The 24,927-nt window shown below is 47.9% G+C and carries 20 protein-coding genes, 1 other RNA gene and 1 other annotated feature; of the genes, 3 read left to right on the top strand and 18 right to left on the bottom strand.

Annotation, left to right across the window (positions count from 1 at the left end):
- Window positions 1-115: 115 nt before the first annotated feature.
- The 5 genes from recD2 to cymR form a co-directional block, all read right to left on the bottom strand.
- Window positions 116-2,494, bottom strand: coding sequence for an SF1B family DNA helicase RecD2 (recD2, locus tag ACQE26_RS10910; RefSeq protein ID WP_438420305.1), 2,379 nt, complete (start codon window positions 2,492-2,494; stop codon window positions 116-118).
- An 18-nt stretch (window positions 2,495-2,512) separates the two neighbouring features.
- Complete coding sequence (locus tag ACQE26_RS10905; RefSeq protein ID WP_095532179.1) at window positions 2,513-3,133, bottom strand: tetratricopeptide repeat protein; 621 nt, start codon at window positions 3,131-3,133, stop codon at window positions 2,513-2,515.
- An 87-nt stretch (window positions 3,134-3,220) separates the two neighbouring features.
- Window positions 3,221-4,336, bottom strand: coding sequence for a tRNA 2-thiouridine(34) synthase MnmA (gene mnmA, locus ACQE26_RS10900; RefSeq protein WP_500469350.1), 1,116 nt, complete (start codon window positions 4,334-4,336; stop codon window positions 3,221-3,223).
- Window positions 4,337-4,372: 36 nt separating this feature from the next.
- Entirely contained in the window at window positions 4,373-5,512 is a 1,140-nt protein-coding gene (locus tag ACQE26_RS10895) for a cysteine desulfurase family protein (RefSeq protein ID WP_500469348.1), read from the bottom strand.
- A gap of 19 nt (window positions 5,513-5,531) precedes the next feature.
- Complete coding sequence (cymR, locus tag ACQE26_RS10890) at window positions 5,532-5,948, bottom strand: cysteine metabolism transcriptional regulator CymR (protein ID WP_003152730.1); 417 nt, start codon at window positions 5,946-5,948, stop codon at window positions 5,532-5,534.
- A 194-nt stretch (window positions 5,949-6,142) separates the two neighbouring features.
- Here cymR and ACQE26_RS10885 point away from each other — a divergent pair, with 194 nt between their 5' ends.
- Window positions 6,143-7,408, top strand: a complete 1,266-nt coding sequence (locus ACQE26_RS10885; protein ID WP_489202130.1) for a replication-associated recombination protein A — start codon at window positions 6,143-6,145, stop codon at window positions 7,406-7,408.
- Window positions 7,409-7,526: 118 nt separating this feature from the next.
- Here the strand turns inward: ACQE26_RS10885 and ACQE26_RS10880 are convergent, their stop codons facing one another.
- The 5 genes from ACQE26_RS10880 to ACQE26_RS10860 form a co-directional block, all read right to left on the bottom strand.
- Window positions 7,527-8,291 carry a tRNA threonylcarbamoyladenosine dehydratase gene (locus tag ACQE26_RS10880; RefSeq protein ID WP_016938820.1) on the bottom strand — a complete coding sequence of 255 codons (765 nt, stop codon included), beginning with the start codon at window positions 8,289-8,291 and terminating at the stop codon, window positions 7,527-7,529.
- 71 nt (window positions 8,292-8,362) lie between these two features.
- Window positions 8,363-8,555, bottom strand: a non-coding RNA gene (ssrS, locus tag ACQE26_RS10875) — 6S RNA.
- A gap of 62 nt (window positions 8,556-8,617) precedes the next feature.
- Entirely contained in the window at window positions 8,618-10,396 is a 1,779-nt protein-coding gene (gene aspS / locus ACQE26_RS10870; RefSeq protein WP_500469345.1) for an aspartate--tRNA ligase, read from the bottom strand.
- Between the two features lie 14 nt (window positions 10,397-10,410).
- Window positions 10,411-11,685 (bottom strand): histidine--tRNA ligase, encoded by a 1,275-nt coding sequence (gene hisS, locus ACQE26_RS10865; RefSeq protein ID WP_016938818.1) that lies wholly within the window; start codon window positions 11,683-11,685, stop codon window positions 10,411-10,413.
- A 63-nt stretch (window positions 11,686-11,748) separates the two neighbouring features.
- Window positions 11,749-11,981: a binding site (T-box leader), on the bottom strand.
- A 60-nt stretch (window positions 11,982-12,041) separates the two neighbouring features.
- Complete coding sequence (locus tag ACQE26_RS10860; protein ID WP_016938816.1) at window positions 12,042-12,212, bottom strand: YrzK family protein; 171 nt, start codon at window positions 12,210-12,212, stop codon at window positions 12,042-12,044.
- 130 nt (window positions 12,213-12,342) lie between these two features.
- On the opposite strand from ACQE26_RS10860, the gene ACQE26_RS10855 reads away from it, so the two are divergent.
- Window positions 12,343-13,905, top strand: a complete 1,563-nt coding sequence (locus ACQE26_RS10855) for an N-acetylmuramoyl-L-alanine amidase family protein (protein WP_500469342.1) — start codon at window positions 12,343-12,345, stop codon at window positions 13,903-13,905.
- 25 nt (window positions 13,906-13,930) lie between these two features.
- Here the strand turns inward: ACQE26_RS10855 and dtd are convergent, their stop codons facing one another.
- The 8 genes from dtd to comN form a co-directional block, all read right to left on the bottom strand.
- Window positions 13,931-14,374 (bottom strand): D-aminoacyl-tRNA deacylase, encoded by a 444-nt coding sequence (gene dtd, locus ACQE26_RS10850; RefSeq protein WP_016938814.1) that lies wholly within the window; start codon window positions 14,372-14,374, stop codon window positions 13,931-13,933.
- 12 nt (window positions 14,375-14,386) lie between these two features.
- On the bottom strand, window positions 14,387-16,591 hold the full coding sequence (relA, locus tag ACQE26_RS10845; RefSeq protein WP_500469340.1) for a GTP diphosphokinase: 2,205 nt from the start codon (window positions 16,589-16,591) through the stop codon (window positions 14,387-14,389).
- 157 nt (window positions 16,592-16,748) lie between these two features.
- Window positions 16,749-17,261 carry an adenine phosphoribosyltransferase gene (locus tag ACQE26_RS10840; protein ID WP_003152714.1) on the bottom strand — a complete coding sequence of 171 codons (513 nt, stop codon included), beginning with the start codon at window positions 17,259-17,261 and terminating at the stop codon, window positions 16,749-16,751.
- A gap of 5 nt (window positions 17,262-17,266) precedes the next feature.
- Complete coding sequence (gene recJ, locus ACQE26_RS10835; protein ID WP_500469337.1) at window positions 17,267-19,627, bottom strand: single-stranded-DNA-specific exonuclease RecJ; 2,361 nt, start codon at window positions 19,625-19,627, stop codon at window positions 17,267-17,269.
- A gap of 55 nt (window positions 19,628-19,682) precedes the next feature.
- The gene (locus ACQE26_RS10830; protein ID WP_016938811.1) at window positions 19,683-20,009 is read right to left on the bottom strand and encodes a LapA family protein; all 327 of its coding nucleotides are present in this window, start codon (window positions 20,007-20,009) and stop codon (window positions 19,683-19,685) included.
- A gap of 63 nt (window positions 20,010-20,072) precedes the next feature.
- On the bottom strand, window positions 20,073-20,570 hold the full coding sequence (locus ACQE26_RS10825) for a cation:proton antiporter regulatory subunit (RefSeq protein ID WP_500469335.1): 498 nt from the start codon (window positions 20,568-20,570) through the stop codon (window positions 20,073-20,075).
- Between the two features lie 130 nt (window positions 20,571-20,700).
- Window positions 20,701-22,920 carry a protein translocase subunit SecDF gene (gene secDF / locus ACQE26_RS10820; RefSeq protein ID WP_438420312.1) on the bottom strand — a complete coding sequence of 740 codons (2,220 nt, stop codon included), beginning with the start codon at window positions 22,918-22,920 and terminating at the stop codon, window positions 20,701-20,703.
- 36 nt (window positions 22,921-22,956) lie between these two features.
- Entirely contained in the window at window positions 22,957-23,253 is a 297-nt protein-coding gene (gene comN / locus ACQE26_RS10815) for a post-transcriptional regulator ComN (RefSeq protein ID WP_016938808.1), read from the bottom strand.
- A gap of 113 nt (window positions 23,254-23,366) precedes the next feature.
- On the opposite strand from comN, the gene spoVB reads away from it, so the two are divergent.
- Window positions 23,367-24,923: a stage V sporulation protein B gene (gene spoVB, locus ACQE26_RS10810; protein WP_438420313.1), complete on the top strand. Its 1,557-nt coding sequence runs from the start codon at window positions 23,367-23,369 to the stop codon at window positions 24,921-24,923.
- The last annotated feature ends 4 nt before the right edge of the window (window positions 24,924-24,927 follow it).

The following is a 24,927-nucleotide window of genomic DNA, read 5'->3' as shown; positions in this document are numbered from 1 at the left end:
GTGATCAACCACCTTTTGTTGAACACGTATAGGTTTTGCCAAGAAGCCGGGCGCCATACTTTGAAATGACTTCCACAGGCGAAAACCCGGCGCATGAACATACGCCGGGTTTTATTTACGCTTTTTCTTCCATAAAGTCAAAAGGCGTGATGCCTTCCATTCCGATATTTGCATCGTATACACTGAACGGCAGCTCTTTTTGGAGGGCGGCCAGTTCTGCATCCATCTCTTCAGTCTGCTCTGTGAGCCTGTTTTTAAGTGACGTCTGTCTGACGGTGGCATCATTGTTTTTGACGCCCCATTCAAGCGCTTCTTCTTCTCCGCAAAGAATCAGAAATTTTTTGGCTCTTGTAATGGCGGTATAAAGGAGATTTCTCCTGAGCATTCGATAATAGCCTTTGACGACAGGCAGGACGACAATCGGAAATTCGCTGCCCTGCGACTTATGAATGGAACAGCAGTAAGCGTGGGTAAACTGGCTGAAATCCTTTTTCGTAAAGGTGATTTCGTTGCCGTCAAACGAGACGACGACCATGTCTTCTTTTTCCGTATTTTCTTTGGCATAAAAAATGGACACGATTTCGCCGATATCTCCGTTAAACACATTGTTTTCCGGCTGGTTGACAAGCTGTAATATTTTATCGCCCGTCCTGTAGACGACATCTCCGAATTTCAGCTCCCGCCTTTTTTCTTTCGGCGGATTCATGATGTCTTGAAGAAGCACGTTCAGTTCGTTAATTCCCGCTTTTCCCCTGTACATCGGCGCGAGCACTTGAATGTCTTTGGACGTATATCCCTTTTTTAGCGCATTCGAGACGACTTGATCCACGACTTCTTTAATTTGTGAAGAATTACAGCGGATAAACGAGCGGTCCTTTGTCGGCGCGGTCAGCCCCTTGGGAAGCAGTCCCTTTTTCATATCATGGGCAAGTTCAACGATGGATGATCCTTCAGCCTGACGGTAAATATCTGTCAGACGCACGGTCGGCAGCACCTCAGAAGCCAAAAGGTCTCTCAGCACCTGCCCGGGCCCTACGGAAGGAAGCTGGTCTTCATCACCGACGACGATAAGCTGAATGTGCTTAGGGAGCGCCTTAAACAAATGGCTGGCGAGCCAAATATCGAGCATACTCGCTTCGTCTATAATAATCAGTTTCCCTTCAATCGGCTGATCTTCATTGTAGGTAAAGCCTTCAGCGCCATTCCAGCCGAGCAGCCTGTGAATCGTAACAGCCGGCAGACCCGTAGATTCGCTCATTCGTTTTGCGGCTCTTCCGGTCGGCGCGGCAAGCAGCACCGGAAAGGCTTCATCTTTTTTATAATCACCAGGGTCAAGCGATACTCCGTGCAGTTCACTGTACAATTCCACGATGCCTTTGATAACGGTCGTTTTTCCCGTGCCCGGTCCCCCGGTCAGTAAAAGCATCGGCGAGGACAGCGCTTTTTGAATTGCATCCTTTTGGCTCGGAGCGTATTGGACATTCATCCGTTCTTCCAGTTCACCGAGCGCAAGAAGAAATTCCGATTCAGGAAACTGATCGGCATACTCCGTCTGGGCCGCAATGTCGAGCACGCGTTTTGCGACGTTTTGTTCCGCGTAAAACAAGGACGGAAAATAGCAGCGTTCTCCTTCTATGACGATGTCCTTACTCTCCCCGAGGGCGATGATGCCGTCAGCCGCATCCATTTCCGTGACGCGGCCGCCTTCAGCTGACTGATTCAGAAGCGTTTGCGTATTGATAATCAGCTGCTTTGTCTCTATGTACGTATGACCTTCTGAAAGACACGTTGATTCAATCGTATATAAGATAGCCGCTTTGACCCGCTCGGGGTGGTTTCCTGACAGCCCCATTTTCCCGCCCAGCTCGTCGGCTTTAACAAAACCGATGCCTTCCACGTCCTTTACAAGCTGATAAGGATTTTCCTGAATTTTCTCCAAGGTGTCCGTTTCGTAAGCCTGATAAATTTTCATGGAAAGCTGAGGTCCGAAACCGTATTGGTTCAGAGAAATCATAATCTGTTCAAGCCCCTGATGCCGCTGCAGCTCTCCCGCCAGTTTGTCCGCTTTCTTTTTTGACATTTTCGGCACATCATAAAGCACCGATGCATCAGCCAGAATTTTATTGAGCGCGCCGTCTCCAAGCTTTTTGACAATTTCTTCCGCCGTTTTTTTTCCGATTCCTTCAAACAGATCACTTGATAAATAGTGAATGATCCCTTCTTTTGTGGTCGGAATTTCTTTTTTAAAGTGTTCAGCCTGAAATTGCAGGCCGAACTTAGGGTGTGTGGCGGTTTTTCCGTAAAATGTGTAAGTCTCATCTTCTTGCAGCAGAGGGAAGTAGCCCGTTACGGATACGACCTTGTCTTCGATCGCCTCAGACGTTTCTGCAACCTTGACTTTCAGCACTGTATACAGGTTGGTGTCATTGTGGTAAATGACCGTATGAATGACGCCTTTTACATACGGCTGTTCCTCGATGTTCAGCTGATCCACGAGCCTTCCCTCCTTTTGTTATGACTGAGTGATAAGCTGTTTCGCATGAAGCGCGAGCATATGATCAGGCTGTATGCCGATTGCGCCTTCAAGCATCTCAAGCGCCTTTTCACGATTTTCTTTGTAAGCGTAAGCGACTCCGGCATTATAAAATGCGTCCGCATGGCTTGGGTCCTGTTCAATCACCGTCTCAAACTGCGCCAATGCTTCATCCAGCATTTCTTCGTTTGCGAGACACATTCCGAACTGGAAGCGCGCTTCCGTGTCATTTTCGTTTAATTCAACGGCCCGCTGCAAATACGGCAGCGCAAGCTTCGGCTGCTCTAATTTGACGAGAACGGTGCCGAGCATATAAAACAAGTCTCCGTTTTCCATTCCGGAGCGAAGCGCTTTTTCAAACATATCCTTCGCTTCGGAAAACGATTCCTTCATCACGTATACGTTTCCCGCTCCGTAATAAGCGGCTGCCGCTGAATTGTCCAATTCAAGCGCTCTGTTGTAAAATGCAAGCGCGCGTTCAAGTTCGTTCACTGAAGAAAGCAGATTTGCGAAGTTGATGTACGGCACCGGATCTTGGCCGTTTTCCTCAATCGCTTTCGTGAAAGCTTCTGCCGCTTTTTCAAAATCGCCCTCCTGCATGGCATCAATTCCGATTTTATTATAATCCATTTTTAACTTCCTTTCGCTAAAAAACCCCAACATGCGAGTTGAGGTTTTTTACATGTGTTATACGTACCACAATTTTGTTCCGTCTTTATAAACGTCATCTATCGTTCCGCCGCCGAGGCACTCTTCTCCGTCATAAAAAACAACGGCTTGTCCCGGCGTTACGGCGCGGACCTGCCCGTCAAAAATGATTTCCGCTTCATCGGCACCCGTCATTTTCACCGTTACTTTGTGATCTTCCTGACGGTAGCGGAATTTCGCCGTGCATGTCATTTCGCCGCCGTCCATCAGACCGGGACGCGTCCAGCTGACATTTGTCGCCGTGATCTTATCGGAATACAGAAGCGGATTGTGGAATCCCTGATCGACATACAGAATGTTTTTCTCGAGATCTTTACCGACAGCGAACCATGGCTCGCCGCTTCCGCCGATTCCTAAACCGTGGCGCTGTCCGATCGTATAATACATCAGTCCGTCATGACGCCCTTTTACTTCTCCGTCCATTGTCATCATATCGCCCGGCTGAGCAGGGAGATATTGGCTGAGAAACGTTTTGAAGTTGCGTTCGCCGATAAAGCAGATGCCCGTGCTGTCTTTTTTCGCAGCTGTCGCAAGTTCCGCTTCTTTGGCGATTTCCCGCACGCGGCTTTTCTGCAGATCACCGATCGGGAACATGACTTTGCTGAGCTGTTCCTGATTGAGCTGATTCAGAAAATAAGTCTGATCCTTGTTTTCATCCAGACCGCGGAGCATGCGCACTGAATTTGCGCTTCTGTCCACGCGGGCGTAATGGCCCGTCGCAAGGTAATCCGCGCCGAGTGATAAAGCATGATCCAAGAAAGCCTTAAACTTAATTTCTTTATTGCACATGACATCCGGATTAGGGGTTCTTCCGGCTTTATATTCATCAAGGAAATACTGAAATACCTTTTCCCAATATTGCTTTTCAAAATTGACGGCATAATACGGAATTCCGATTTGGTTGCAGACCCGGATGACGTCTTCATAATCTTCCGTCGCCGTGCAAAAACCGTTTTCGTCCGTATCATCCCAGTTTTTCATAAAGATTCCGATTACATCGTAGCCCTGCTCCTTCAGCAGAAGGGCCGCCACAGAAGAGTCCACTCCGCCGGACATGCCGACTACGACTCTTGTATTCTCCGGCCGTTTTTCCATTTGCATTCACTCCATTAAAAACGTAAGTCCGCCGTTTTAAGCAAGCCGTTTAACGACGTCGGCGAGCTTTTCGGCGGCTGTTTCGATTTGTTCCGCCGTATTGCCGAGGCCGAAGCTGAGTCGGATTGACGAGGTCAGTCTGCCGCTTTTACTTCCGAACATGGCCGTAAGCACATGGGACGGAAGAACGGATCCCGCCGTACACGCGGATCCGCTGGAGACGGCAACGCCTTCCATGTCAAGATTGACCAGCAGCGCTTCCACCGGCACACCGGGAAAGTAAAGATTTAAAATATGAGGCAGGCAGTTCTCGGCATCTCCGTTCACCTCCGCTGTCACGCCGGCTTTTTCCAGCGTGCTCATGATGATGTTTTTAAACTCCTTAAACTTCGCTGTTTTCTCTTCCCGCTCACGGTTTGAAAGAACGACCGCTTCTTTTAAGCCGGCGATGCCCGGTACATTTTCCGTCCCCGCGCGGCGCTTTCGTTCCTGCTCTCCCCCGAGAAGAATCGGTGACAGCTTCACCTCTTGATTTACATATAAAAAGCCTGTCCCTTTTGGCCCGTTAAGCTTGTGACCGGAAACAGACAGCATGTCAATTCTGCTTTTTTTCACGTCAATCGGCATATAACCGAATGCCTGAACGGCATCTGTGTGAAAATAGGCCTGATGCCCGCTTAACAGCTCTCCGATTTCGTCAATCGGCTGAATGGTTCCGACTTCGTTATTGCCAAACATGACGGTAACAAGGATTGTATCATCACGGAGCGCTTCTTTCACCTGATTTGCACTGATCCGTCCTGAAGGGCCGGGGATGAGGTATGTCACCTCAAAACCGTCTTCTTCCAGCTTTTCGCAAGCGTGCAGTACGGCATGATGCTCAACAGCGGTCGTAATGATATGCTTTCCTTCATTCTTCCGGGCGGCAGCCGTTCCGAAAATCGCTAAATTATCAGCCTCCGTGCCGCCGCTTGTGAAAATGATTTCCTGTTCTTTCGCACTGATTTCACGGGCGATGTCCGCTCTCGCTTCGTCGACCCATTTCCGGGACTCTCTTCCAAATGAATGGATGCTTGACGGGTTTCCGAAGCTGCCGAAGAAATGCGGCTTCATTTTTTCAAGCACACGCTCATCCATCGGGGAAGTCGCGGCGTGATCTAAATAAATCCGTTCCATTGTTTTTTACACCTCTGGTTTAAATATAGAACATATAGGCTTCCTGCTCGCCGTCCGTGTAGCTCGCAAGGTCTTCTAACGTCGTGCTGTCCAGCACGTCTTTTACGGCGTCGCGGATGCGGATCCACAGCTCCCGCTTGGCAGGCTCTTCATCCTCAAGAACTTCCACCGGGCTGATCGGTCCTTCCAGCACTCTGATAATATCTCCGGCCGTGATCTCTTCAGGCTGACCGCCGAGCACATAACCCCCGTAAGCGCCTCTGATGCTTTTTACGAGTCCGGCGTTTCTGAGCGGTGATACAAGCTGTTCCAAGTAATGCTCAGAAAGGCTGTTTGTTTGGGCGATGCTTTTGAGCGACGTCGGACCGTCTCCGTGCTTTTTCGCCAATTCGATCATAATGGTGAGCCCGTATCTTCCCTTTGTCGATATTTTCAATATGAACACCCCAGTCAATTCTAATTGTTAATTTATACAAGTAAATGGATATGAATAATCTGTTTAGTATCTTATAGACCAACTGTTATTATAACATAACTTATCCTAATTTTCATTGAAACACGGGGCCTGCCGCAATTCGCTTTTCTAATCGTCCGTTTTCCGTTACCCTGTATATGTAAGGAGAGATGTTCATGAAACCACTGGCGTATCGGATGCGGCCTGCCAATATCGAAGACATTATCGGCCAGGAACATCTGGTCAAAGAAGATAAAATCATCGGCAGAATGGTGCGTGCAAAGCACTTATCCTCCATGATCCTGTACGGTCCGCCGGGCATCGGAAAAACGTCCATCGCCACGGCGATCGCAGGATCGACAAGCATCGCATTCAGGAAATTGAATGCCGTCATTCATAATAAAAAAGACATGGAGATTGTCGTACAGGAAGCGAAAATGTCAGGCCAGGTCATTTTAATCCTTGATGAAGTGCACAGGCTTGATAAGGGGAAACAGGATTTTTTGCTGCCCTATTTAGAAAACGGCATGATTATTTTAATCGGCGCGACGACCGCCAATCCTTATCATGCCATTAACCCGGCGATCAGAAGCCGGACCCAGATATTCGAGCTCGAACCGTTAACACCCGATCTGATCAAGCAGGCATTGAAAAGAGCGCTTACAGATGAACACCGCGGACTCGGTTCCTACAGCGTTTCGGTGGACGGCGATGCGATGGATCATTTCGCGCAAGGGTGCGGAGGAGACGTCCGCTCCGCTTTGAACGCGCTGGAGCTTGCCGTGCTCTCCACAAAGGAATCAAGCGACGGCACGATCCGGATTACACGGGAAACAGCGGAGGAATGTCTGCAGAAAAAAAGCTATACCCATGATAAAGACGGAGATGCGCACTATGACGTCTTATCCGCGTTCCAAAAATCAATCCGGGGCTCTGACGCAAACGCAGCCCTTCATTATTTGGCCCGTCTGATCGAAGCCGGCGACCTTGAAAGCATATCAAGAAGGCTTCTCGTGATTGCCTATGAGGATATCGGCCTCGCAAGCCCGCAGGCAGGCCCCCGGGTGCTGAGCGCGATTCAGACCGCAGAACGGATCGGCTTTCCGGAAGCGAGAATTCCGCTGGCCAATGCGGTCATCGAATTATGCCTCTCGCCAAAATCAAACTCCGCCATCTCAGCCGTTGATGAGGCGCTTAAAGATATCAGAGCGGGTAAAATCGGCGATGTGCCGAAACATTTAAAAGACGCCCACTATAAAGGGGCCCAAGAGCTCGGACGCGGGATCGGCTATCAATATCCTCACGATTTCGAGAACGGATGGGTCGAACAGCAATATTTGCCCGATCCGTTAAAAAACAAGCAATACTATAAACCGAAACAAACGGGGAAATTTGAAGCCGCCATAAAGCAAGTGTATGAAAAACTGATGAAGAAAAAATAACCGGGCAAGGACACCCCATGTGTTCTTGTCTTTTTTGTTTGATACTGGCCAGACCGTCCGCACAGGCGGCGGATTCAAATAAAAAAACAGCCTTTCTTAATGAAGGCTGTTTTTCTTTTTATTTATCTTTAACCCGTTTAATCTTGATGTCCTTTAAGAGCTCCATCACGACATGTCCGCCCATAATCAGGCCGGCCACTGACGGAACCCAGGCGTTGGAAGACGGCGGCATTTGCGCTTTGCGGATTTTCGCTTCATCATTCCCGACTTCTTTTCTGACGTCTTCACGGATGACGATCGGGCTTTCATCAGAAAAAATGACCTGTACGCCTTTTTTAATGCCCTCTTTACGAAGCCTTGTGCGGACGACTTTGGCAATCGGATCAGTATGGGTTTTTGAAATATCAGCAATCTGAAAGCGTGTCGGGTCTGTTTTATTCGCCGCTCCCATGCTCGAAATCAGCGGAACATCCCGTTTCAGACATTCTTTCATCAGATGAATTTTATAATGAATCGTATCCGATGCGTCAATGACGTAATCGAGCGGATACTCAAAGAACTGCTCATATGTCTCTTCTGTATAAAACATTTTTAAGGCGACGACATCGCAATCCGGATTAATATCCGCGATCCGCGCTTTCATCAAGTCCGTTTTCGGCTGTCCCACCGTCGACAAGAGCGCATGCAGCTGGCGGTTTACGTTTGTAATGTCAACATCATCTTTATCGACAAGGACGATCCGTCCCACTCCGGACCTCGCCAGTGCTTCGGCTGCGAATGAACCGACTCCGCCGACGCCGAGAACGGCCACCGTGCTGTTTTTTAACGTGTCCAGCCCTTCTTTTCCAATCGCTAGCTCATTTCTGGAAAACTGATGTAACAAGAACCTCACTCCACATTCTGGTTTTATAAACTCGGCTTGTCAAAAAGCCGCTGGTTTCAGCGCACAAAAAATAAAGTCCCAATTGTGCCGTTGCAGCTTTCCTTCGTTTTGAACCCGCTCTCAGCAGGTGGGTGCCCTTTTTCAAATCTTGTAAGTCCTCTTTACCGAATGAAAAGAGGCATGTACGCCATTTAAAAATACGGGCTCCCAAAGCAAAAAAATGTTCGGTCAAAACTAGGTGTACAACTAACACATCAGGACTTTATTTAACTTGTCAAAATCATATCACAGCAGATTTTGATTTTCAAGAAACAAACTGCTGATCTTTACTGTTTCACTTTTCTTTTGACAGAAAGGTGAAGTTCTTCAAGCTGGGCGTCGCTCACTTCGCCGGGCGCTTCCGTAAGAAGGCAGCTTGCGCTTGCCGTTTTCGGGAAAGCGATCGTATCTCTTAAGTTTGTGCGGCCTGCAAGAAGCATAACGATACGGTCCAGACCGAGCGCGATTCCGCCGTGCGGAGGAGCGCCGTATTCAAAGGCTTCAAGAAGGTATCCGAACTCCTCCTCCGCTTCTTCTTGTGTAAAGCCGAGAAGCCCGAACATTTTTTCCTGAACGTCTTTTTCAAAAATCCGGATGGAGCCTCCGCCGAGTTCATAACCGTTTAAGACAAGGTCGTAAGCCTGCGCTTTCATATCTTCAGGCGCTGTTTCAATCAGATCAAGGTCTTCACGGACAGGCATAGTAAACGGATGGTGAGCCGCATAGAAACGGCCTTCTTCCTCGTCATGCTCCAATAACGGCCAGTCCACAACCCACAGGAAGTTGAAGAGGCTTTCGTCAATCAGGCCGCGTTCTTTACCGAGCTTTAAGCGCAGCGCACCGAGGGATTGAGCCACAACCTCAAACTTATCAGCGCCGAACAGGAGCAGATCGCCTTCAGAAGCATCCAGCGCTTCAGCCAGTTCTGCCTGCTTCTCATCATCAAAGAATTTCGCAATCGGGCCTTTTACGCCGTCAGCTTCAACTTTGACCCAAGCGAGACCTTTCGCGCCGTAATTTCCGGCGAAAACGCCGAGCGCATCAATATCTTTTCTGGAGTAGTCGCCGGCAGCGCCTTTAACATTGATCGCTTTTACAACACCGCCGTTGGCTACAGCTGATGAGAACACCTTAAATTCAGTATCTTTCACAATGTCTGATACGTCCGTCAGCAGCATGCCGAAGCGGGTGTCAGGTTTGTCGGAACCGTAGCTGTTCATCGCTTCTTCATATGTCATTCGCGGAAGCGGCAGCGATACTTCGACGCCTTTTGTTTCGAGCACGACCTTCGCCATCATCTTTTCCGCCAGAGCCATGATGTCTTCTTGACTCATAAAGGACATTTCGATATCAATCTGCGTAAATTCCGGCTGGCGGTCGGCACGCAGGTCTTCATCGCGGAAACAGCGGGCCACTTGATAATACCTTTCAAAGCCAGATACCATCAGAAGCTGTTTAAAAATCTGCGGCGATTGCGGAAGAGCGTAAAATTCCCCTTCATGCACCCGGCTCGGCACCAAGTAGTCACGGGCGCCTTCCGGAGAGCTTTTCGTTAAAATTGGGGTTTCAATATCAAGAAATCCGTTTTCATCCAAGAAATGGCGGATGGATTTTGTGACTTGATGGCGCATTTGCAATGTTTGAAACATCGCCGGGCGGCGCAAATCCAAATAGCGGTGTTTTAACCGGACGTCTTCAGAAACGTCAGCCGCCTGGTCACTGATCGGAAACGGCGGCGTTTTCGCCGTGCTGAGCACCGTCACTGCTTCGGCTTTAATTTCAATTTTACCGGTTTTCAGGTTAGGGTTCACCGTGCCTTCTTCACGGGCAGAAACCGTGCCTTCGATATCAAGCACATATTCGTTTCTGATTGCTTCTGCTGCGGCAAGGGCTTCTTTCGAGACGTCAGGATTGAACACGACTTGCACAATACCCGAACGGTCGCGCAAATCAATGAAAATCAAGCCGCCGAGATCGCGCCGTTTCTGCACCCACCCTTTCAGTTTGACGGTTTCGCCAATCGCTTTTTCAGTTATCTCGCCACAATAATATGTTCTTCCAAACATAGCGTTCCTCTCCTTCACTGCTTTTGATCTGCCTTTAACACTTGTATCAGCTCGTCTAACACCACTTCACGCTGCTCGCCTGTTTCCGCATCTTTTACATTGATTTTATTTTGGGCAAGTTCATCTTCCCCTAAAATCGCGATAAAGCGTGCGCCGAGACGGTCAGCTGTTTTGAATTGGCCCTTCATTTTTTTGTTTTCATAATCGATTTCACTTGAGATGCCCGCTTCTCTCAGTTTGTACACGAGGGAAACGGAATAATCCTTCGCTTTTTCTCCGAGCGTCACGATATAGCAGTCAATCCCCTGATTGACGGGAAGCTCTGCTTTCTCAGCGTCAATGGCTGCCAGCAGGCGTTCGATGCTCATCGCAAATCCGATACCCGGCGCTTCAGGTCCGCCGATCTGTTCAACAAGCCCGTCATAGCGGCCCCCTCCGGCAAGTGTTGTAATCGCTCCGAAACCTTCCGCGTTGCTCATGATTTCAAAAGCGGTATGATTGTAGTAATCAAGCCCTCTGACAAGGTTCGGATCAATTTCAAACGGGATGCCGAGATCGTTTAAGTATTGTTTGACTTTCTCAAAATAAGCGGCTGATTCTTCATTTAAGTAATCAAGAATGGATGGTGCCGATTTCATCAGTTCATGTTCTCTGTCTTTCTTGCAATCAAGAATTCGGAGCGGGTTTGTGTGCAGGCGTGACTGGCAGTCTGAGCAAAATTCTCCGATGCGCGGTTCAAAATGTTTGACGAGTGCTTCACGGTAGGCTTTGCGGCTCTCCTGGTCACCGAGGCTGTTCAGCACAAGCTTGACATTTTTCAAACCGGCTTTACGGTAAATGCTCATCGCAAGCGCAATGACTTCTGCATCCACAGCCGGATCTTTGGAGCCGATCGCTTCAATTCCGAATTGATAGAATTGGCGGAAGCGCCCCGTCTGCGGACGTTCATAACGGAACATCGGTCCGACATAATACAGCTTCGTCGGCTGCACCGGGTTCGCAAATAATTTATTTTCATTGAACGCGCGGACTGCGGCGGCTGTTCCTTCCGGCCGAAGCGTCAGGCTTCTCCCTTTACGGTCTTCAAACGTGTACATTTCTTTCTGCACGATATCTGTAGATTCACCGACGCCTCTTGCGAACAATTCCGTATGCTCGAAAATCGGCGTGCGGATTTCTTTATATTGATAAGTGCGGCACGTCTCTCTCATAATTTGTTCGACGAACTGCCATCTGTCTGATTCACCCGGCAGTATATCCTGTGTGCCTCTTGGAATGTGATATGCCATGTAACAGGCCTCCTTAATGTCTTTCTTCAAATAAAAAAACTCCCGCTCCTACTATACATGTATAGTAGGGACGAGAGTTATACCCGTGGTGCCACCCTAGTTGGAATGCTGAAGCATCCCCGCTCTGACCGTTAACGCAGGTTCACGTCCGCTGCCTAATGACTCGCTAAAGCGTTCAGCAGGGAACCTCCGGAGTGTTGTTTCGAGAAAGATGCAGTGCGGATCCGCTTTCAGCCCGGGACGGTTCCTCTCTTCTCCATGCATTCTGACCTACTCTTCTCCATTATCGGTTCAAAATCGTTATTTTGACTTATGTACATCAATTTCTATTATAATAATGGGATTGCACTCCCCTGTCAAGTTTTATTCCGTCTGTTTTTCCTTGCGACTGCATCTTTCGATAAAAGACCGAACTCCGTCGCCGTCTCTTCAAGAAAACCCGCCTTCTCTTTATCGCTCTGATCACTGAAGTGCAGATTTCCTTCCGCATCGTGCAGCGCGCGTCCCATTTTTGGTTGATATTTCATGATTTGCACACCTTTTCGCTGTATTTACGACTAGTATAAACAAACCATTTTATTTTTATTTAACATTCAACAAGGAAAATACGATATTATACAAGAATGTATTTTAGTTAGTTCAGAAAGGAGGACAGCCATGAATAAGAAAACTCTTGCTCTTATTTTATGCGGCGTCATCATCACGGCACTTCTTCCGTCATTTCATACCGCTATCGCCGCTGAGGGAGAAGCGGTTATCGCGACAGACAAGATCAATGTCAGAGGCGGTCCCGGCCTGAGCTATGGAATAAAGGCTGAAGTGAAAAAAGGGGAAAGATACCCGATCACAAAAGAAGAGGGAGACTGGGTACAGCTTCAGCTGAGTCCCGGTAAGACCGGATGGGTCGTTTCCTGGCTGATATCAAAAACAGCCGGAGGAGCAGACCATTCATCCGCAACAAGCGGAACGGTCACTTCCAACGACCCTGATCTCCGCATCAGAAAAGGCCCGGGGACATCATATGAAGTCATCGGCAAACTTCCGCAAGGCGCACATGCTTCTGTGCTGGACAAGAACAGCGGCTGGGTGAATATTTCTTATCAAGGCACAAGCGGGTGGGTTTCTTCCGAATACGTCACCGCGGACAGCGGCGGATCGGATTCGAAAGAAACTTCGTCCCAAAACGGTTCAAAGAACGGGACGGTAGGCGTTTCTTCATTGAATGTCAGAAGTGCAGCGTCACATGATTCAGCGATTATCACTAAATTATCACGCGGAGCAAAGGTTTCCATCTTAAGCGAAGACCACGGCTGGCTGAAAATTGAAGCAAACGGGCAAAAAGGCTGGGCAGCAAGCCACTACATCATAAAGGATTCCGACTCATCGGACACCCCGTCCGAATCGGGAGACGGCTCTGAGGGCTCAGGCTCCTCGAAAAAAGCGTATATCGTTTACGGCGGCACCAACCTAAGAAGCTCAGCCTCGACTTCCGCTTCTATCGTAAAAAGAGCGGATAAAGGCGCAGCCTATCCGATTGTCGGTTCAAGCGGCAAGTGGTACGAAGTCCGGCTGGAAAACGGCCAAACGGCATATGTGGCAAACTGGGTCGTACAAACGTCAAAAAGCGGTGAAGAAACAGGAGAAGCACCTTCTCCCAACACGTCAGGCGGCAGCGGATCGCTCAAAAACAAAACGATCGTCGTTGATCCCGGACACGGAGGAAAAGACAGCGGAACGATCGGGTACTCCGGAAAGTTTGAAAAAAACGTAACGATAAAAACAGCTAAGCTGTTAGCCGGAAAATTGAGAGCGGCCGGGGCAAATGTGTATATCACAAGGCAGGATGATACATTTATCAGCCTGCAGGCCAGGGTTTCAACATCCCATTACCGGAATGCGGATGCCTTTATCAGCATCCACTATGACAGCTATGCCGATACGTCAACGAGAGGAAGCACGGCTTATTATTACAGTCCGTCTAAGGACCGCCAGCTTGCCTCAGACGTCCATTCTGAAGTAGCGAAGCGTTCACCTATTCCTGATCGCGGCGTTCTGTTTGGAGATTATTACGTCCTGAGGGAAAACAAACGGCCTGCCATGCTGTATGAGCTCGGCTATCTCAGTCAACCGCAAGAAGAAACAATCATACATAGCGGCTCTTACCAGGAAAAAGTGACAGACGGAATTGAAAGCGGATTGGAACATTATTTTCAATCATAAAAAAAGCTGCCGAACGGCAGCTTTTTTATTGTTTAGAATCCATAATCAATGTAACGGGCCCGGAATTCGTCAGCTGAACATCCATCATGGCCCCGAATATTCCCGTTTCAACTTTGACTCCCTTTTCCCGAAGAAGTTCGTTCCACTTTTCATAAAGGAGCAGAGCCTGATCCGGTTTGGCCGCATTCATAAAATTCGGACGTCTCCCTTTCTTCGTTTCGCCGTAAAGCGTAAACTGGGAAACTGATAAAATCTCTCCGCCCGTATCTAAAAGCGATAAATTCATCTTACCGCTTTCGTCCTCAAAAATCCGGAGATTCACGATTTTATCCGCCAAGTAAGCGGCATCTTCCTCTGTATCTTCATGAGTGACACCGACAAGCGCCATAATACCGGGTCCGATCCGGCCGGCGACAGCGCCGTCAACCGTCACACTCGCTTCTGTTACACGCTGAACAACTAATTTCATAGCAAGCTCCTTTTAGTTCATAACCCGTCGGACTGAATAGATGTCTCTGATCTGCTTAATCCGCTCGACCACTTTATGCAGATGATTGATGTTCTGAATAAAAATCGCCATATGAATCGTAGCAACTTTATTCCGGTCGGATTTGCCGGATACAGACGAGATGTTGGTTTTCGTTTCATTTACGGCCTGGAGCACTTCATTTAACAGCCCGAGACGGTCATACCCCAAAATCTCAATCTCAACGTTATATTCTTTGCGTCTTTGAACCTGTGATTCATGTTCCCATTCAACAGGGATCAGACGTTCCTGCGCTTCATTCGTTTTTACATTCGGACAGTCATCACGGTGAACGGATACACCGCGGCCTTTTGTAATAAAACCGACAATATGGTCTCCGGGCACGGGATTGCAGCATTTCGACAAACGGACGAGAAGGTTGTCGATGCCTTTCACGCGCACACCCGCTTCCCGTTTTCTTCCTTGCGGGTACTGTTTCGGCTCGGAAGCGACTTCCTGAACGATTTTTTCCTGCTCTTCCTGGTCACGCTGCTTCCGTTCTTTTTCAGTGAGCCTGTTGGCCACCTGCAAAGCGGTAATGCCGTTATACCCGACAGCCGCGTACATATCCTCTTCATTTGAGAAATTAAACTTGTCGGCAACCTTTTGAAGATTTTCGAGCGTTAAAACATCCTTCACTTCAAAATCAAGATTTTTAATTTCTTTCTCGACAAGTTCACGGCCTTTTTCGACGTTTTCTTCACGGCGCTGTTTCTTAAAGAACTGGCGGATTTTGTGTTTGGCCTGCGACGTCTGAGCGAGTTTGACCCAGTCTTGGCTCGGTCCGTACGAATGCTTGGACGTCAGGATTTCAACGATGTCGCCCGTCCGGAGCTTATGGTCAAGTGTCACCATTTTCCCGTTCACTTTCGCTCCGATTGTTTTATTGCCGATTTCCGAGTGAATCCTGTAGGAAAAATCAATCGGCACAGAGCCTGACGGCAGTTCAATGACATCGCCTTTTGGCGTAAATACGTATACCATGTCAGAAAACAGATCGATTTTCAGCGATTCCATAAATTCTTCCGCGTCGGTAGACTCGTTTTGGAATTCCAGAATTTCGCGGAACCAGGACAGTTTTTTCTCAAATGTCGCTTCTTCGTTTGCAGCCTTGCCTTCTTTATATGCCCAGTGCGCGGCCACCCCGTATTCAGCGATCTCATGCATCTCAAATGTTCTGATCTGCACTTCCAGCGGATCGCCTTTAGGCCCGATTACGGTTGTATGCAGGGACTGATACATATTCGGCTTAGGCATCGCAATATAATCCTTGAATCTGCCCGGCATCGGCTTCCAGCACGTATGAATAATGCCGAGTACGGCGTAGCAGTCTTTAATGCTTCCGACAAGAATACGGACGGCGAGCAGATCATATATTTCATTAAACTGTTTATTTTGCAGCGCCATCTTGCGGTAAATGCTGTAGATGTGCTTCGGACGGCCTGAAAAGTCCGCTTTGATATTCACTTCTTCGACGCGTTTTTTCACTTCATTGACAACCTCATCGACATAAAGTTCGCGTTCCGCGCGCTTTTTCTTCATGAGGTTGACGATTCTGTAGTATTGCTGAGGATTCAAATAACGGAGAGCGGTGTCTTCAAGCTCCCATTTAATTTTCGAAATCCCGAGCCGATGTGCCAGCGGAGCGAAAATTTCCAGCGTCTCATTTGAAATTCTCCGCTGTTTTTCCTGCGGAAGATGCTTTAACGTCCGCATATTATGAAGGCGATCCGCCAGCTTGATCAATATGACTCTGATATCCTGAGCCATAGCGACAAACATTTTTCGGTGGTTTTCCGCCTGCTGCTCTTCTTGAGATTTATACTTAATTTTACCGAGCTTCGTTACACCGTCGACAAGCATCGCCACTTCTTCAGAAAATGCTTCCTTCAGGTCATCGAGGGTGACATCCGTGTCTTCTACCACATCATGCAGAAAGCCGCCTGCAATCGTGGAAGGGTCCATTTCCAGATCGACGAGGATTCCCGCCACCTGAATCGGATGAATGATGTACGGCTCACCTGATTTGCGGTACTGTTCGCGATGCGCGTCTTGCGCATACAGGTAAGCTTTCTCAACAAACGCAATCTGCTCCCCCGACAGATACGTGCGCGCTTTATCTATTACTTGCTCGGCAGTCAATACTTGTTCGTTCGCCATGGAATCACCTTTTTTAAATGTAAACTGTATTAGTTTATTATCAAGAAAAAAACGAGAGATGTAAAGGGCAGAAGTTCAAAACACCTAAAGAATCTGTCAGGATGATGAAATAATAGGAAAAAAGCACCCTGACACGAGTGCTTTTTTCCATATGCGGTTAATATTTCATTAATGTTAAAATATCGTAATCGTCAAGCTTGTCTCTGCCGTCAAGGTAAGAAAGCTCGATTAAAAATGCAATACCGGCTACGACGCCGCCCAGTTCTTCGACAAGCTTAATTGTTGCTTCGATCGTGCCGCCTGTTGCAAGCAAGTCATCAGTAATCAGCACGCGCTGTCCCGGCAGGATCGCATCTTTATGAATCGTCAGTACGTCTTTTCCGTACTCCAAACCGTAATCGACTTTAATGACTTCACGCGGAAGTTTTCCTTCTTTCCGAACCGGCGCAAAACCGACTCCGAGAGCGTATGCAACCGGACAGCCGATAATAAAGCCGCGCGCTTCAGGCCCGACAACTAAGTCAATTTCTTTTTCTTTTGCATATTCAACAATTTGGTCAGTGGCGTAACGGTAGACGTCGCCTTTGTCCATCAATGTCGTAATATCTTTAAATTGTACGCCTTCTTTCGGGTAATCGGGCACAATTGTTACGTATTTTTTAAGATCCATCTGTTCTATGTCCTCCTCGTACTTTCATAAGCCTCTGAACCTTGGTTCATCAGCTTATTCAGCCATTCCTTCAGCTCATGGGCCGCGGAATAATTGAGCTTCTGGTCTAATTCCATCAGCTGCTGTTTTACCTGGTAGGTTTGCGAATCTGCGAGGTCGCGTTTTTTCGCGCCGCTCACGACAGACAGCACACCATCTTCTATTTTAACAAAACCGAGATCAAAAAACACCTTTGTCATGAAATTGATTGTGTCAATTGACCATCCTTTGTGTCTCGCAAGCTCCGAACCATGCTTACTTAAGTCAAAATTGCCCCTTTTCAAGAGAAATGCGTAAAACCACTTGAAATCACTCCGCGATGGAAATGAGGACAGAAAATGTTCTTCATGATTGATAAAAACAAAATAAATCCGTTCCGGCTTCTTCCCGTCAAGCAAACGCTTGAGCCGCTCCTCTGACGGCGGCACATCCAGAAAGACGGCATACTTTCCGTCAAGCGGAAGAGCCTCCGCCTCGGATTCCGACATGATCTGAACCAGCTCGTCCGGCAGCTCTTCGCCACGAAGTTTTCGGACAGTTTTTTCGTTAAAACTGATGAGCACCCGTTTTTCCTTCGGCAGCGCAGCAACCGTATCTTCCCACGTCCGCTTGCCTCTGATATCAAAAAGCTGCCATTCCAGCACCGCAGCGTCTTTAATCATCAGCTGGGGTTTCTTTCTGTTGTTCCATTCATTAATAGACATTTCGCCGACAATGGAAATCGCTGATCCGGGAACAATTCCGGCTTCCAGCTCTCCTTTGTTAAAGCCGACGCAGTCGAGAACGGCGGCATCATTTTTCACCGTCATTTTCACGTGATTTTTATTCGCTCCGATCAGGCGCACTTCATCAAGCACGGCGTTTTCCACCATGACATGCGGTTTAGGGTTAAGCATGCCGAACGGCGAGAGCATATTCAATTCTGTAATGCTTTCAACGGTTATGTCTTCGACGCCGCAGACAAGATCAATCTCCTGAATCGGGATAAAATCCTCTTCCTTAAGGGTTTCTTCAGCCAATTGATTCAGCCTGTCTCTTAAATCCGGCACATCTTCAGCCTTTAAAGTCATTCCTGCGGCCATCGGATGCCCGCCGAAATGAGGGAGAATGTCTCTGCACTGTGAAAGGCTCGTAAAAAGGTTGAAACCCCTGATGCTTCGCGCCGATCCTTTAGCGATTCCCTGCTCCTCATCTATCCCCAGCACGACAGCGGGGCGATAAAAACGTTCAGCGAGCTTCGATGCGACAATACCGACAACCCCCGGGTTCCAGCCGGCTTTTGCCACTACAATGGCAGACGGGTTTCCGTCTTGCTGCTGAACCATTTCAACAGCCTCTTCGGTCATAGTTTTCACCATTTTCTGGCGTTCCTTATTCAGCCTGTCAATATCCGAAGCCAATTCCTCCGCTTCAAACCGGTCTTCGGTCATCAGCAGGTGCACGGCGGGATCAGCCTGTTCTATTCTTCCGACGGCATTCAGCCTCGGTGCAACCTGAAACCCGATCGTTTCCTCATCAGCTTGTCCGATATCTCCGCCGGAAAGCTTAATCAGAGCTTTGAGACCCGGCCGTTTTGTCGTCCGAAGCTTTTCGATCCCAAGTGACGCAATTAATCTGTTTTCATCATGCAGCGGCACCAGATCCGCAATCGTACCGATGGCCGCTAAGTCCAGCATAGCTTCCGGCAAAGAACCCGTAAGCGCGTGGGCAAGCTTAAACGCCACACCGACGCCGGCCAATTCTTTAAACGGATAGCTGCAGCCCGGCTGCTTCGGGTGGATGATCGCAAATACGTCGGGAAGCTCGGGTCCCGGCTCATGGTGGTCGGTAATAATGACGTCTAGACCCAGCTCTTTTGCGACTTCAGCTTCATGAACGGCGGCGATGCCCGTATCCACTGTAATGATAAGCGAAAAACCCCGCTCTTTTATGGAGCGGAAAGCTTGTTCATTCGGGCCGTAGCCTTCTGTGAAACGGTCGGGAATATAAAAGTCAACGTTTGCTGACAGCTGTCTGAGTGCCGTCAGCATCACTGATGTGCTTGTAACGCCGTCTGCATCGTAATCTCCGTAAATCATAATCGGTTCCCCTTGAGAAACCGCCAGCTTTATCCGATCAACTGCTTCCCGCATTCCTTTTAATTCATACGGGTCATAAAAGTCTGCATCCTTTGTATGTAAAAAATGCCTTGCGCTTTCGGCAGTATCAAAACCTCTTTTTACAAGCAGCGATGCCACAAGAGGTGTTATGTCCAATTGTTCTGTGAGTGATTTGACCTTTTCCTGATCCGGCTGCTGGATTTCCCAGCGCATTTTTGACGCTAACATAAATTCACCCCTCAACCACCCTATTATACTAGAGCGGACTGAGGGGTTTCAAATGTTATTCTGATCCTTTTTTCTCTTCCAATATTTCTTCCGGCGGCGCGGCCGGTTTTCTGCCGTCCGGATCAGCCGGCAATTCAGCAGCGGATCTGTTTTCTTTCCGCAGCATTTTAATTTCCCGCTTCAGCTTCATCACTTGAAATATACCGGCTGAAAATACGATCAGCGCTCCCATTAACACAGAGCCTAAAATGACTAAAATCAGCGGCCATTCAGCGGTGCCGAACAGATAATCAACCTCAACCGCCCGCACGTTAATAACAGCAAAAATGGCGACAATCAGAGTAAATAGTAAAGCGAATATAATAGTCCATTGTTTATTCATACGTCAGCCCCCAATTATTAATTCTTATCTTTTCCCTCATTTTCCAGAGATTAAACCCCGGTCTCAGGAAATCCGGGCCGTTAACTGCTCACGGACCAGCCTTTTCAATCCGCTTCTTTCACCGGATAAGACGAGGGTGTCCCCTTCTTCAATCACAGTATCAATGCCGGGGCTCAGCTGTTTTCGCCGGTTTTTCTTAACGATCGCAATAATCTGGACGTTGTAATGCTTCTTGATATCCAAATCTCCGATTGTGCGGCTGACAGCCGGTGCGCGGGATTCGGCTTTAAACCACTCAATAACGAGATCATCAAGTGCAACTTCCACAGATTCCAGCGCTTTCGGCTTATACGTCATCCCGCCTAAAATAGCGGAAATCTGCCTCGCCTCTTCATCGTTAAATTCAACGGATGCCAAGCATTCGTCATAGTCTTTCTCATCGAAGTAATAGAGCTCTCTTCTGCCGTCATCATGGAGAATAATACTGATTTTATCATGATTTTTCGTAATGATTTCGACTTTCTGGCCGATGCCCGGAAGTTCCGACTCACGAACATTCATAAGAACCCTCCTACATGTTTTTACAATGATGATTGATTATGTAAGCGTATGTCATTATAGCAAATGCAGGTTTTAAGTTCAACGCAGCCTAAAAAACAGGCTGCCTTCTGCAAGACAGCCTGTTCCCATTTTACTCTTCGATTGATTTTTTCCCTTTAAATTCTTTTCCTTTCCATACAAGCCACAGCTGTGAAGCGATGTAAAGAGAAGAATAAACACCCGTCAATAAACCGACCAATAAGGCGACTGAGAAGTTCGTAATTGACGATGAGCCTAAAATAAGCAGCACGACGACTACAATCACAACGGTTAAGACCGTATTGATCGAGCGTGTAAAGGTTTGCTGCAAACTCAGATTCACAATGTGTTCCAGATCGGCAAATGACTTCGGCTTGCGTTTTTTCATCTGCTCGCGTATCCGGTCAAATGTAACGATCGTATCATTTATCGAGTAACCGATTATGGTGAGAATAGCGGCGATAAAGGTGACGTCGACCTCAAGCCTTGTAATGCTGAAAAACGCGACGATAAAGAAAGCGTCATACAGCAGGGATACAATCGCGGCGATAGCCATTCTGTACTCGAAACGGATTGACACGTAAATAATGATGCCGATTGATGCAATTGCCACGGCATATAAGGCATTACGGGCCAGTTCTTTTCCGACTGTCGGCGATACCGTGCTGACATTCGGTTCAGCTCCGTATTTATCCTTAAAGTACGTTTTGATTTCAGCGATCTTTTCTTTAGATGGCTCTCCGACAAACCGGGCTGCGGCAACATGGTTCTCTTTACCCGAGAGCACGATGTTTTCCGGATCCATGCCGAGAGAGTCAAAATCTTTTTCAACCTGCTGCGCCGTCAAAGCATGATTGCTCTGCACGTCAATCCGCGCACCGCTTGCAAAATCGATTCCCAGGTTGAGCTTAAAGATCAGCAAGATGATAATTCCCGCAACGGTTACAGCGCTTGAGAAAATAAAGAAGTATTTTCGTTTGCTCGTGAAATCCCATTTCTGGAATGCCGTATGCGGTTCAGTATTTTCGTCGGTCTTCTGAATATCCATAATGTGTTTTTTCTTGACGCCGAACCAGCCTTTTTTCCGGTCAAGCCATCTGCTTTCCACAAGAAGGCCGAGCAGGAATCTTGAAAGGAAGACAGCTGTGATAAAGCTTGTCAGTATTGACAAGATCAGCATCGTCGCAAACCCTTTTACAGAGCTTGTCCCAAAAATAAAGAGCACGACCGCTGCGATGATCGTTGTGATATTCGCATCGAAGATCGTCGCAAATGACCGTCTGTTTCCTGAACGGAAAGCCGAACGGACGGATTTGCCGAGTTTCAGCTCTTCTTTTATCCGTTCATAGGTGATAATGTTGGCGTCAACCGCCATCCCGACACCCAAAATGAGCGCCGCAATACCCGGCAAAGTCAGCACAGCCTGCATCCAGTCAAACACTTGCAGCGTAATATACACGTATACAGAAAGCGTAATGACCGCTATGAGTCCCGGCAGTCTGTAATAAAGCAGCATAAATAAGAAAACAATTGCAATCCCGATGATGCCGGCCTCGACCGTATCATGTAAAGCCTGCTGTCCGAATTGCGCCCCTACTGAAGTAGAGTATTTTTCGGTCAGTTTCACAGGCAGTGCGCCCGCGTTTAAAATATTGGCCAAGTCCTTTGCTTTTTGAACGGTGAACTGGCCTTCAATCGTGACATCCTTTGTATTTAATTCCTGGCTCACATTCGGAGCGGATACATATTTCGGATGTTTTTTGCCGACTTCTTTTTTAAATGAATCGCCTTTTTGATAATCGAGCCAGATGACGAGCTGATTATTAGGCGCCATTTTCTTGACCTTTTTCGTCACTTCTCCGAACTTGTCTGCATCCTTCAGTTTCACGCTGACAATCGGTTCGTTCGTTGTCGGATCAAAAGTCTGCTTCGCGCCGTTTTCCACGAGATCAGAGCCGTTTAAAAGCTCTTTATCATTCGTGTCCCTGAATGAGAGCTGCGCTTCCGTTGACAGAATTTCGCGCGCTCTGTTTTGATTCGTGACGCCCGCCAGCTGTACGCGGATGCGGTTGTTCCCTTCAATCTGAATGTTCGGCTCGCTTACGCCGAGAACGTTAGCCCGGCGGTTCAGCGCCTGCACCGTGCTGACGAGCACGTCTTTTGTGATTTTATCGCCTTTTTTGACGGGCTGCACGTCGTACAGTACTTCAAACCCGCCGCGTAAATCCAATCCTAACGTAATATTATTGGCAGCCGGTTTTGTAAAATACCCCAGCCCTGTGCCGATTAATAATACGATCAGGAAAAACGCAATCAAGCGTCCTTTTTTCATTATGTATTTCCTCCTTAAACCTATGCCGTCAAATCATTATCTCAGCAGTTCATCCAAAGCTTCCTGACCTTCATCGCTTTCCAGCCAATTAGACGACTTAAAAGCTTCAACGGTTGCATAGTTCATAAAATCGCCAATTTTAACTGATAAAATATCGCCGGCCAATTCATACAGCGGCATTTCCTTTTTCTGTTTCCACTTTTTATGTATTAGGTATGACCATAAACTCTCGTGTTCAACATCATCGTATCCAAGGATTTTGAACTCTTCAAGTTTACTGTACAAAAAAGGCCGCAAATGATCCTTATACATTTCGGCAGGATGCTTCTCCATGGGCGCTCGCTCCTTTTTCCCTTTTTCTCGAAGACTTGTCATGCTCGGACGACATCGGCGCATATCTTTATTGTATATGATTCCAGGTAGTTTGAGAAGGCAGGGGTTATAAAATGGCAAAACAGACTTTTTTAAGGGGCACTCTTATTCTCATCGCAGCGGGGATGATTACAAGAATGCTCGGCTTTGTCAATCGGGTGGTCATCGCCCGGTTTATCGGTGAAGAAGGTGTCGGATTGTACATGATGGCTGCCCCGACATTTTTTTTGGCCACCACTTTGACCCAATTCGGCCTCCCTGTTGCCATCAGCAAGCTCGTCGCTGAAGCAAGCGCCCGGGGGGACCGGCAGAAAATGAAACACATTTTAGTGATGTCGCTTACCATCACCGGGGTATTAAGTCTCATCTTTACGCCGCTGTTTTTATGCTTTGCGCCGATTATGGCGGAAACGATGCTGACTGATCAACGCACGGTTTACCCGCTTCTGGCGATTACGCCCGTCGTGCCGATTATCGCAATCTCCAGCGTGCTGCGCGGTTATTTTCAGGGCAGGCAGAATATGAACCCGCTGGCATTTTCCCAAGTGCTTGAGCAGATTGTGCGGATTTCACTTGTCGCGGTCTGCACGACAGTGTTTCTGCCATACGGGATTGAATATGCCGCAGCCGGAGCCATGATTTCATCTGTCATCGGAGAGCTCGCCTCTCTTATTTATTTATTCATTTGTTTCAAAGCTAAAAAAACAATCAGAATCAGAAAACAATTTTTCAAATCGATTGCAAATGGAAAAGAGACCTTCCGTCAGCTGATGAGCGTATCGCTCCCGACAACCGGAAGCCGATTCATCGGAAACTTGTCTTGGTTTTTTGAGCCTATTGTCGTCGCGCAGAGCCTTGCAATTGCAGGAGTCGCCACCGCTGCTGCCACCAGCCAGTACGGGGAGCTGACCGGATTTGCCATGACGGTTTTGACGCTGCCCAGCTTTATAACCTATTCTCTGTCAACGGCCCTTGTTCCTGCGATCAGTGAAGGAATGGAGCAAAAAAAGCTGCAGGTTGTCGAATACCGTCTGGAACAGGCGATGAGGCTGTGTCTTTTAAGCGGGGGCATTTCGGTGGTTATTTTATTCTCTTTCGCTGATGAGCTGATGTCCGTCATGTACGGATCGACTAATGCGGCGGTTTTTATTAAAGTCATGGCGCCGTTTTTTCTGCTCTATTATTTTCAGGGGCCCCTTCAAGCAGTGCTGCAGGCGCTTAATTTAGCCGGAGCCGCCATGATGAACAGTTTTATCGGCGCCGCTGTTAAAACAGGCCTTATTTTTGTGCTGGCGACCAGGCCTTCTTTGGGCATTATGGGCGCGGCATTGGCGATTGTGACGGGAATGGTGCTCGTCACCCTTCTCCATGCGGCCACTGTAAGCAAAGTGCTTCCGATCAGCATTAAAATAAAAGAATATGCGCTCTGTTTTGCTGTTATATTCATCTGCGGTTATGTGAGCCGACTCATAAAGCGCGCCGTTCATTTTTCAGGGTCAGAGGCCGTTAATCTTACAGGCTGGATTGCCATGACCGTCATACTATACATTGTGCTTCTGCTGTTATTCAGGCTGATTAAAAGGGAGGAGCTGATCCGGATTCCGGTCATCGGACGGTTTGTGACGCGGTGAATCT

This window comes from Bacillus sp. 5RYD7K (assembly GCF_059831465.1).
Note: the sequence above shows the minus strand (reverse complement) of the source record. Positions and strands in the feature narration are given on the sequence as shown.

Excerpts from the sequence above, each read along its gene's own strand:
- ACQE26_RS10855 (WP_500469342.1), top strand. The coding sequence starts at position 12,343 with ATGAATAAGAAAACTCTTGCTCTTATTTTATGCGGCGTCATCATCACG.
- comN (WP_016938808.1), bottom strand. The coding sequence starts at position 23,253 with ATGGAGAAGCATCCTGCCGAAATGTATAAGGATCATTTGCGGCCTTTT.
- relA (WP_500469340.1), bottom strand. The coding sequence starts at position 16,591 with ATGGCGAACGAACAAGTATTGACTGCCGAGCAAGTAATAGATAAAGCG.
- aspS (WP_500469345.1), bottom strand. The coding sequence starts at position 10,396 with ATGTTTGGAAGAACATATTATTGTGGCGAGATAACTGAAAAAGCGATT.
- secDF (WP_438420312.1), bottom strand. The coding sequence starts at position 22,920 with ATGAAAAAAGGACGCTTGATTGCGTTTTTCCTGATCGTATTATTAATC.
- ACQE26_RS10825 (WP_500469335.1), bottom strand. The coding sequence starts at position 20,570 with ATGAATGTTCGTGAGTCGGAACTTCCGGGCATCGGCCAGAAAGTCGAA.
- hisS (WP_016938818.1), bottom strand. The coding sequence starts at position 11,685 with ATGGCATATCACATTCCAAGAGGCACACAGGATATACTGCCGGGTGAA.
- ACQE26_RS10840 (WP_003152714.1), bottom strand. The coding sequence starts at position 17,261 with ATGGATCTTAAAAAATACGTAACAATTGTGCCCGATTACCCGAAAGAA.
- ACQE26_RS10830 (WP_016938811.1), bottom strand. The coding sequence starts at position 20,009 with ATGAATAAACAATGGACTATTATATTCGCTTTACTATTTACTCTGATT.
- recJ (WP_500469337.1), bottom strand. The coding sequence starts at position 19,627 with ATGTTAGCGTCAAAAATGCGCTGGGAAATCCAGCAGCCGGATCAGGAA.
- ACQE26_RS10885 (WP_489202130.1), top strand. The coding sequence starts at position 6,143 with ATGAAACCACTGGCGTATCGGATGCGGCCTGCCAATATCGAAGACATT.
- ACQE26_RS10860 (WP_016938816.1), bottom strand. The coding sequence starts at position 12,212 with ATGAAATATCAACCAAAAATGGGACGCGCGCTGCACGATGCGGAAGGA.
- dtd (WP_016938814.1), bottom strand. The coding sequence starts at position 14,374 with ATGAAATTAGTTGTTCAGCGTGTAACAGAAGCGAGTGTGACGGTTGAC.
- mnmA (WP_500469350.1), bottom strand. The coding sequence starts at position 4,336 with ATGGAAAAACGGCCGGAGAATACAAGAGTCGTAGTCGGCATGTCCGGC.
- spoVB (WP_438420313.1), top strand. The coding sequence starts at position 23,367 with ATGGCAAAACAGACTTTTTTAAGGGGCACTCTTATTCTCATCGCAGCG.
- ACQE26_RS10895 (WP_500469348.1), bottom strand. The coding sequence starts at position 5,512 with ATGGAACGGATTTATTTAGATCACGCCGCGACTTCCCCGATGGATGAG.
- ACQE26_RS10905 (WP_095532179.1), bottom strand. The coding sequence starts at position 3,133 with ATGCAGGAGGGCGATTTTGAAAAAGCGGCAGAAGCTTTCACGAAAGCG.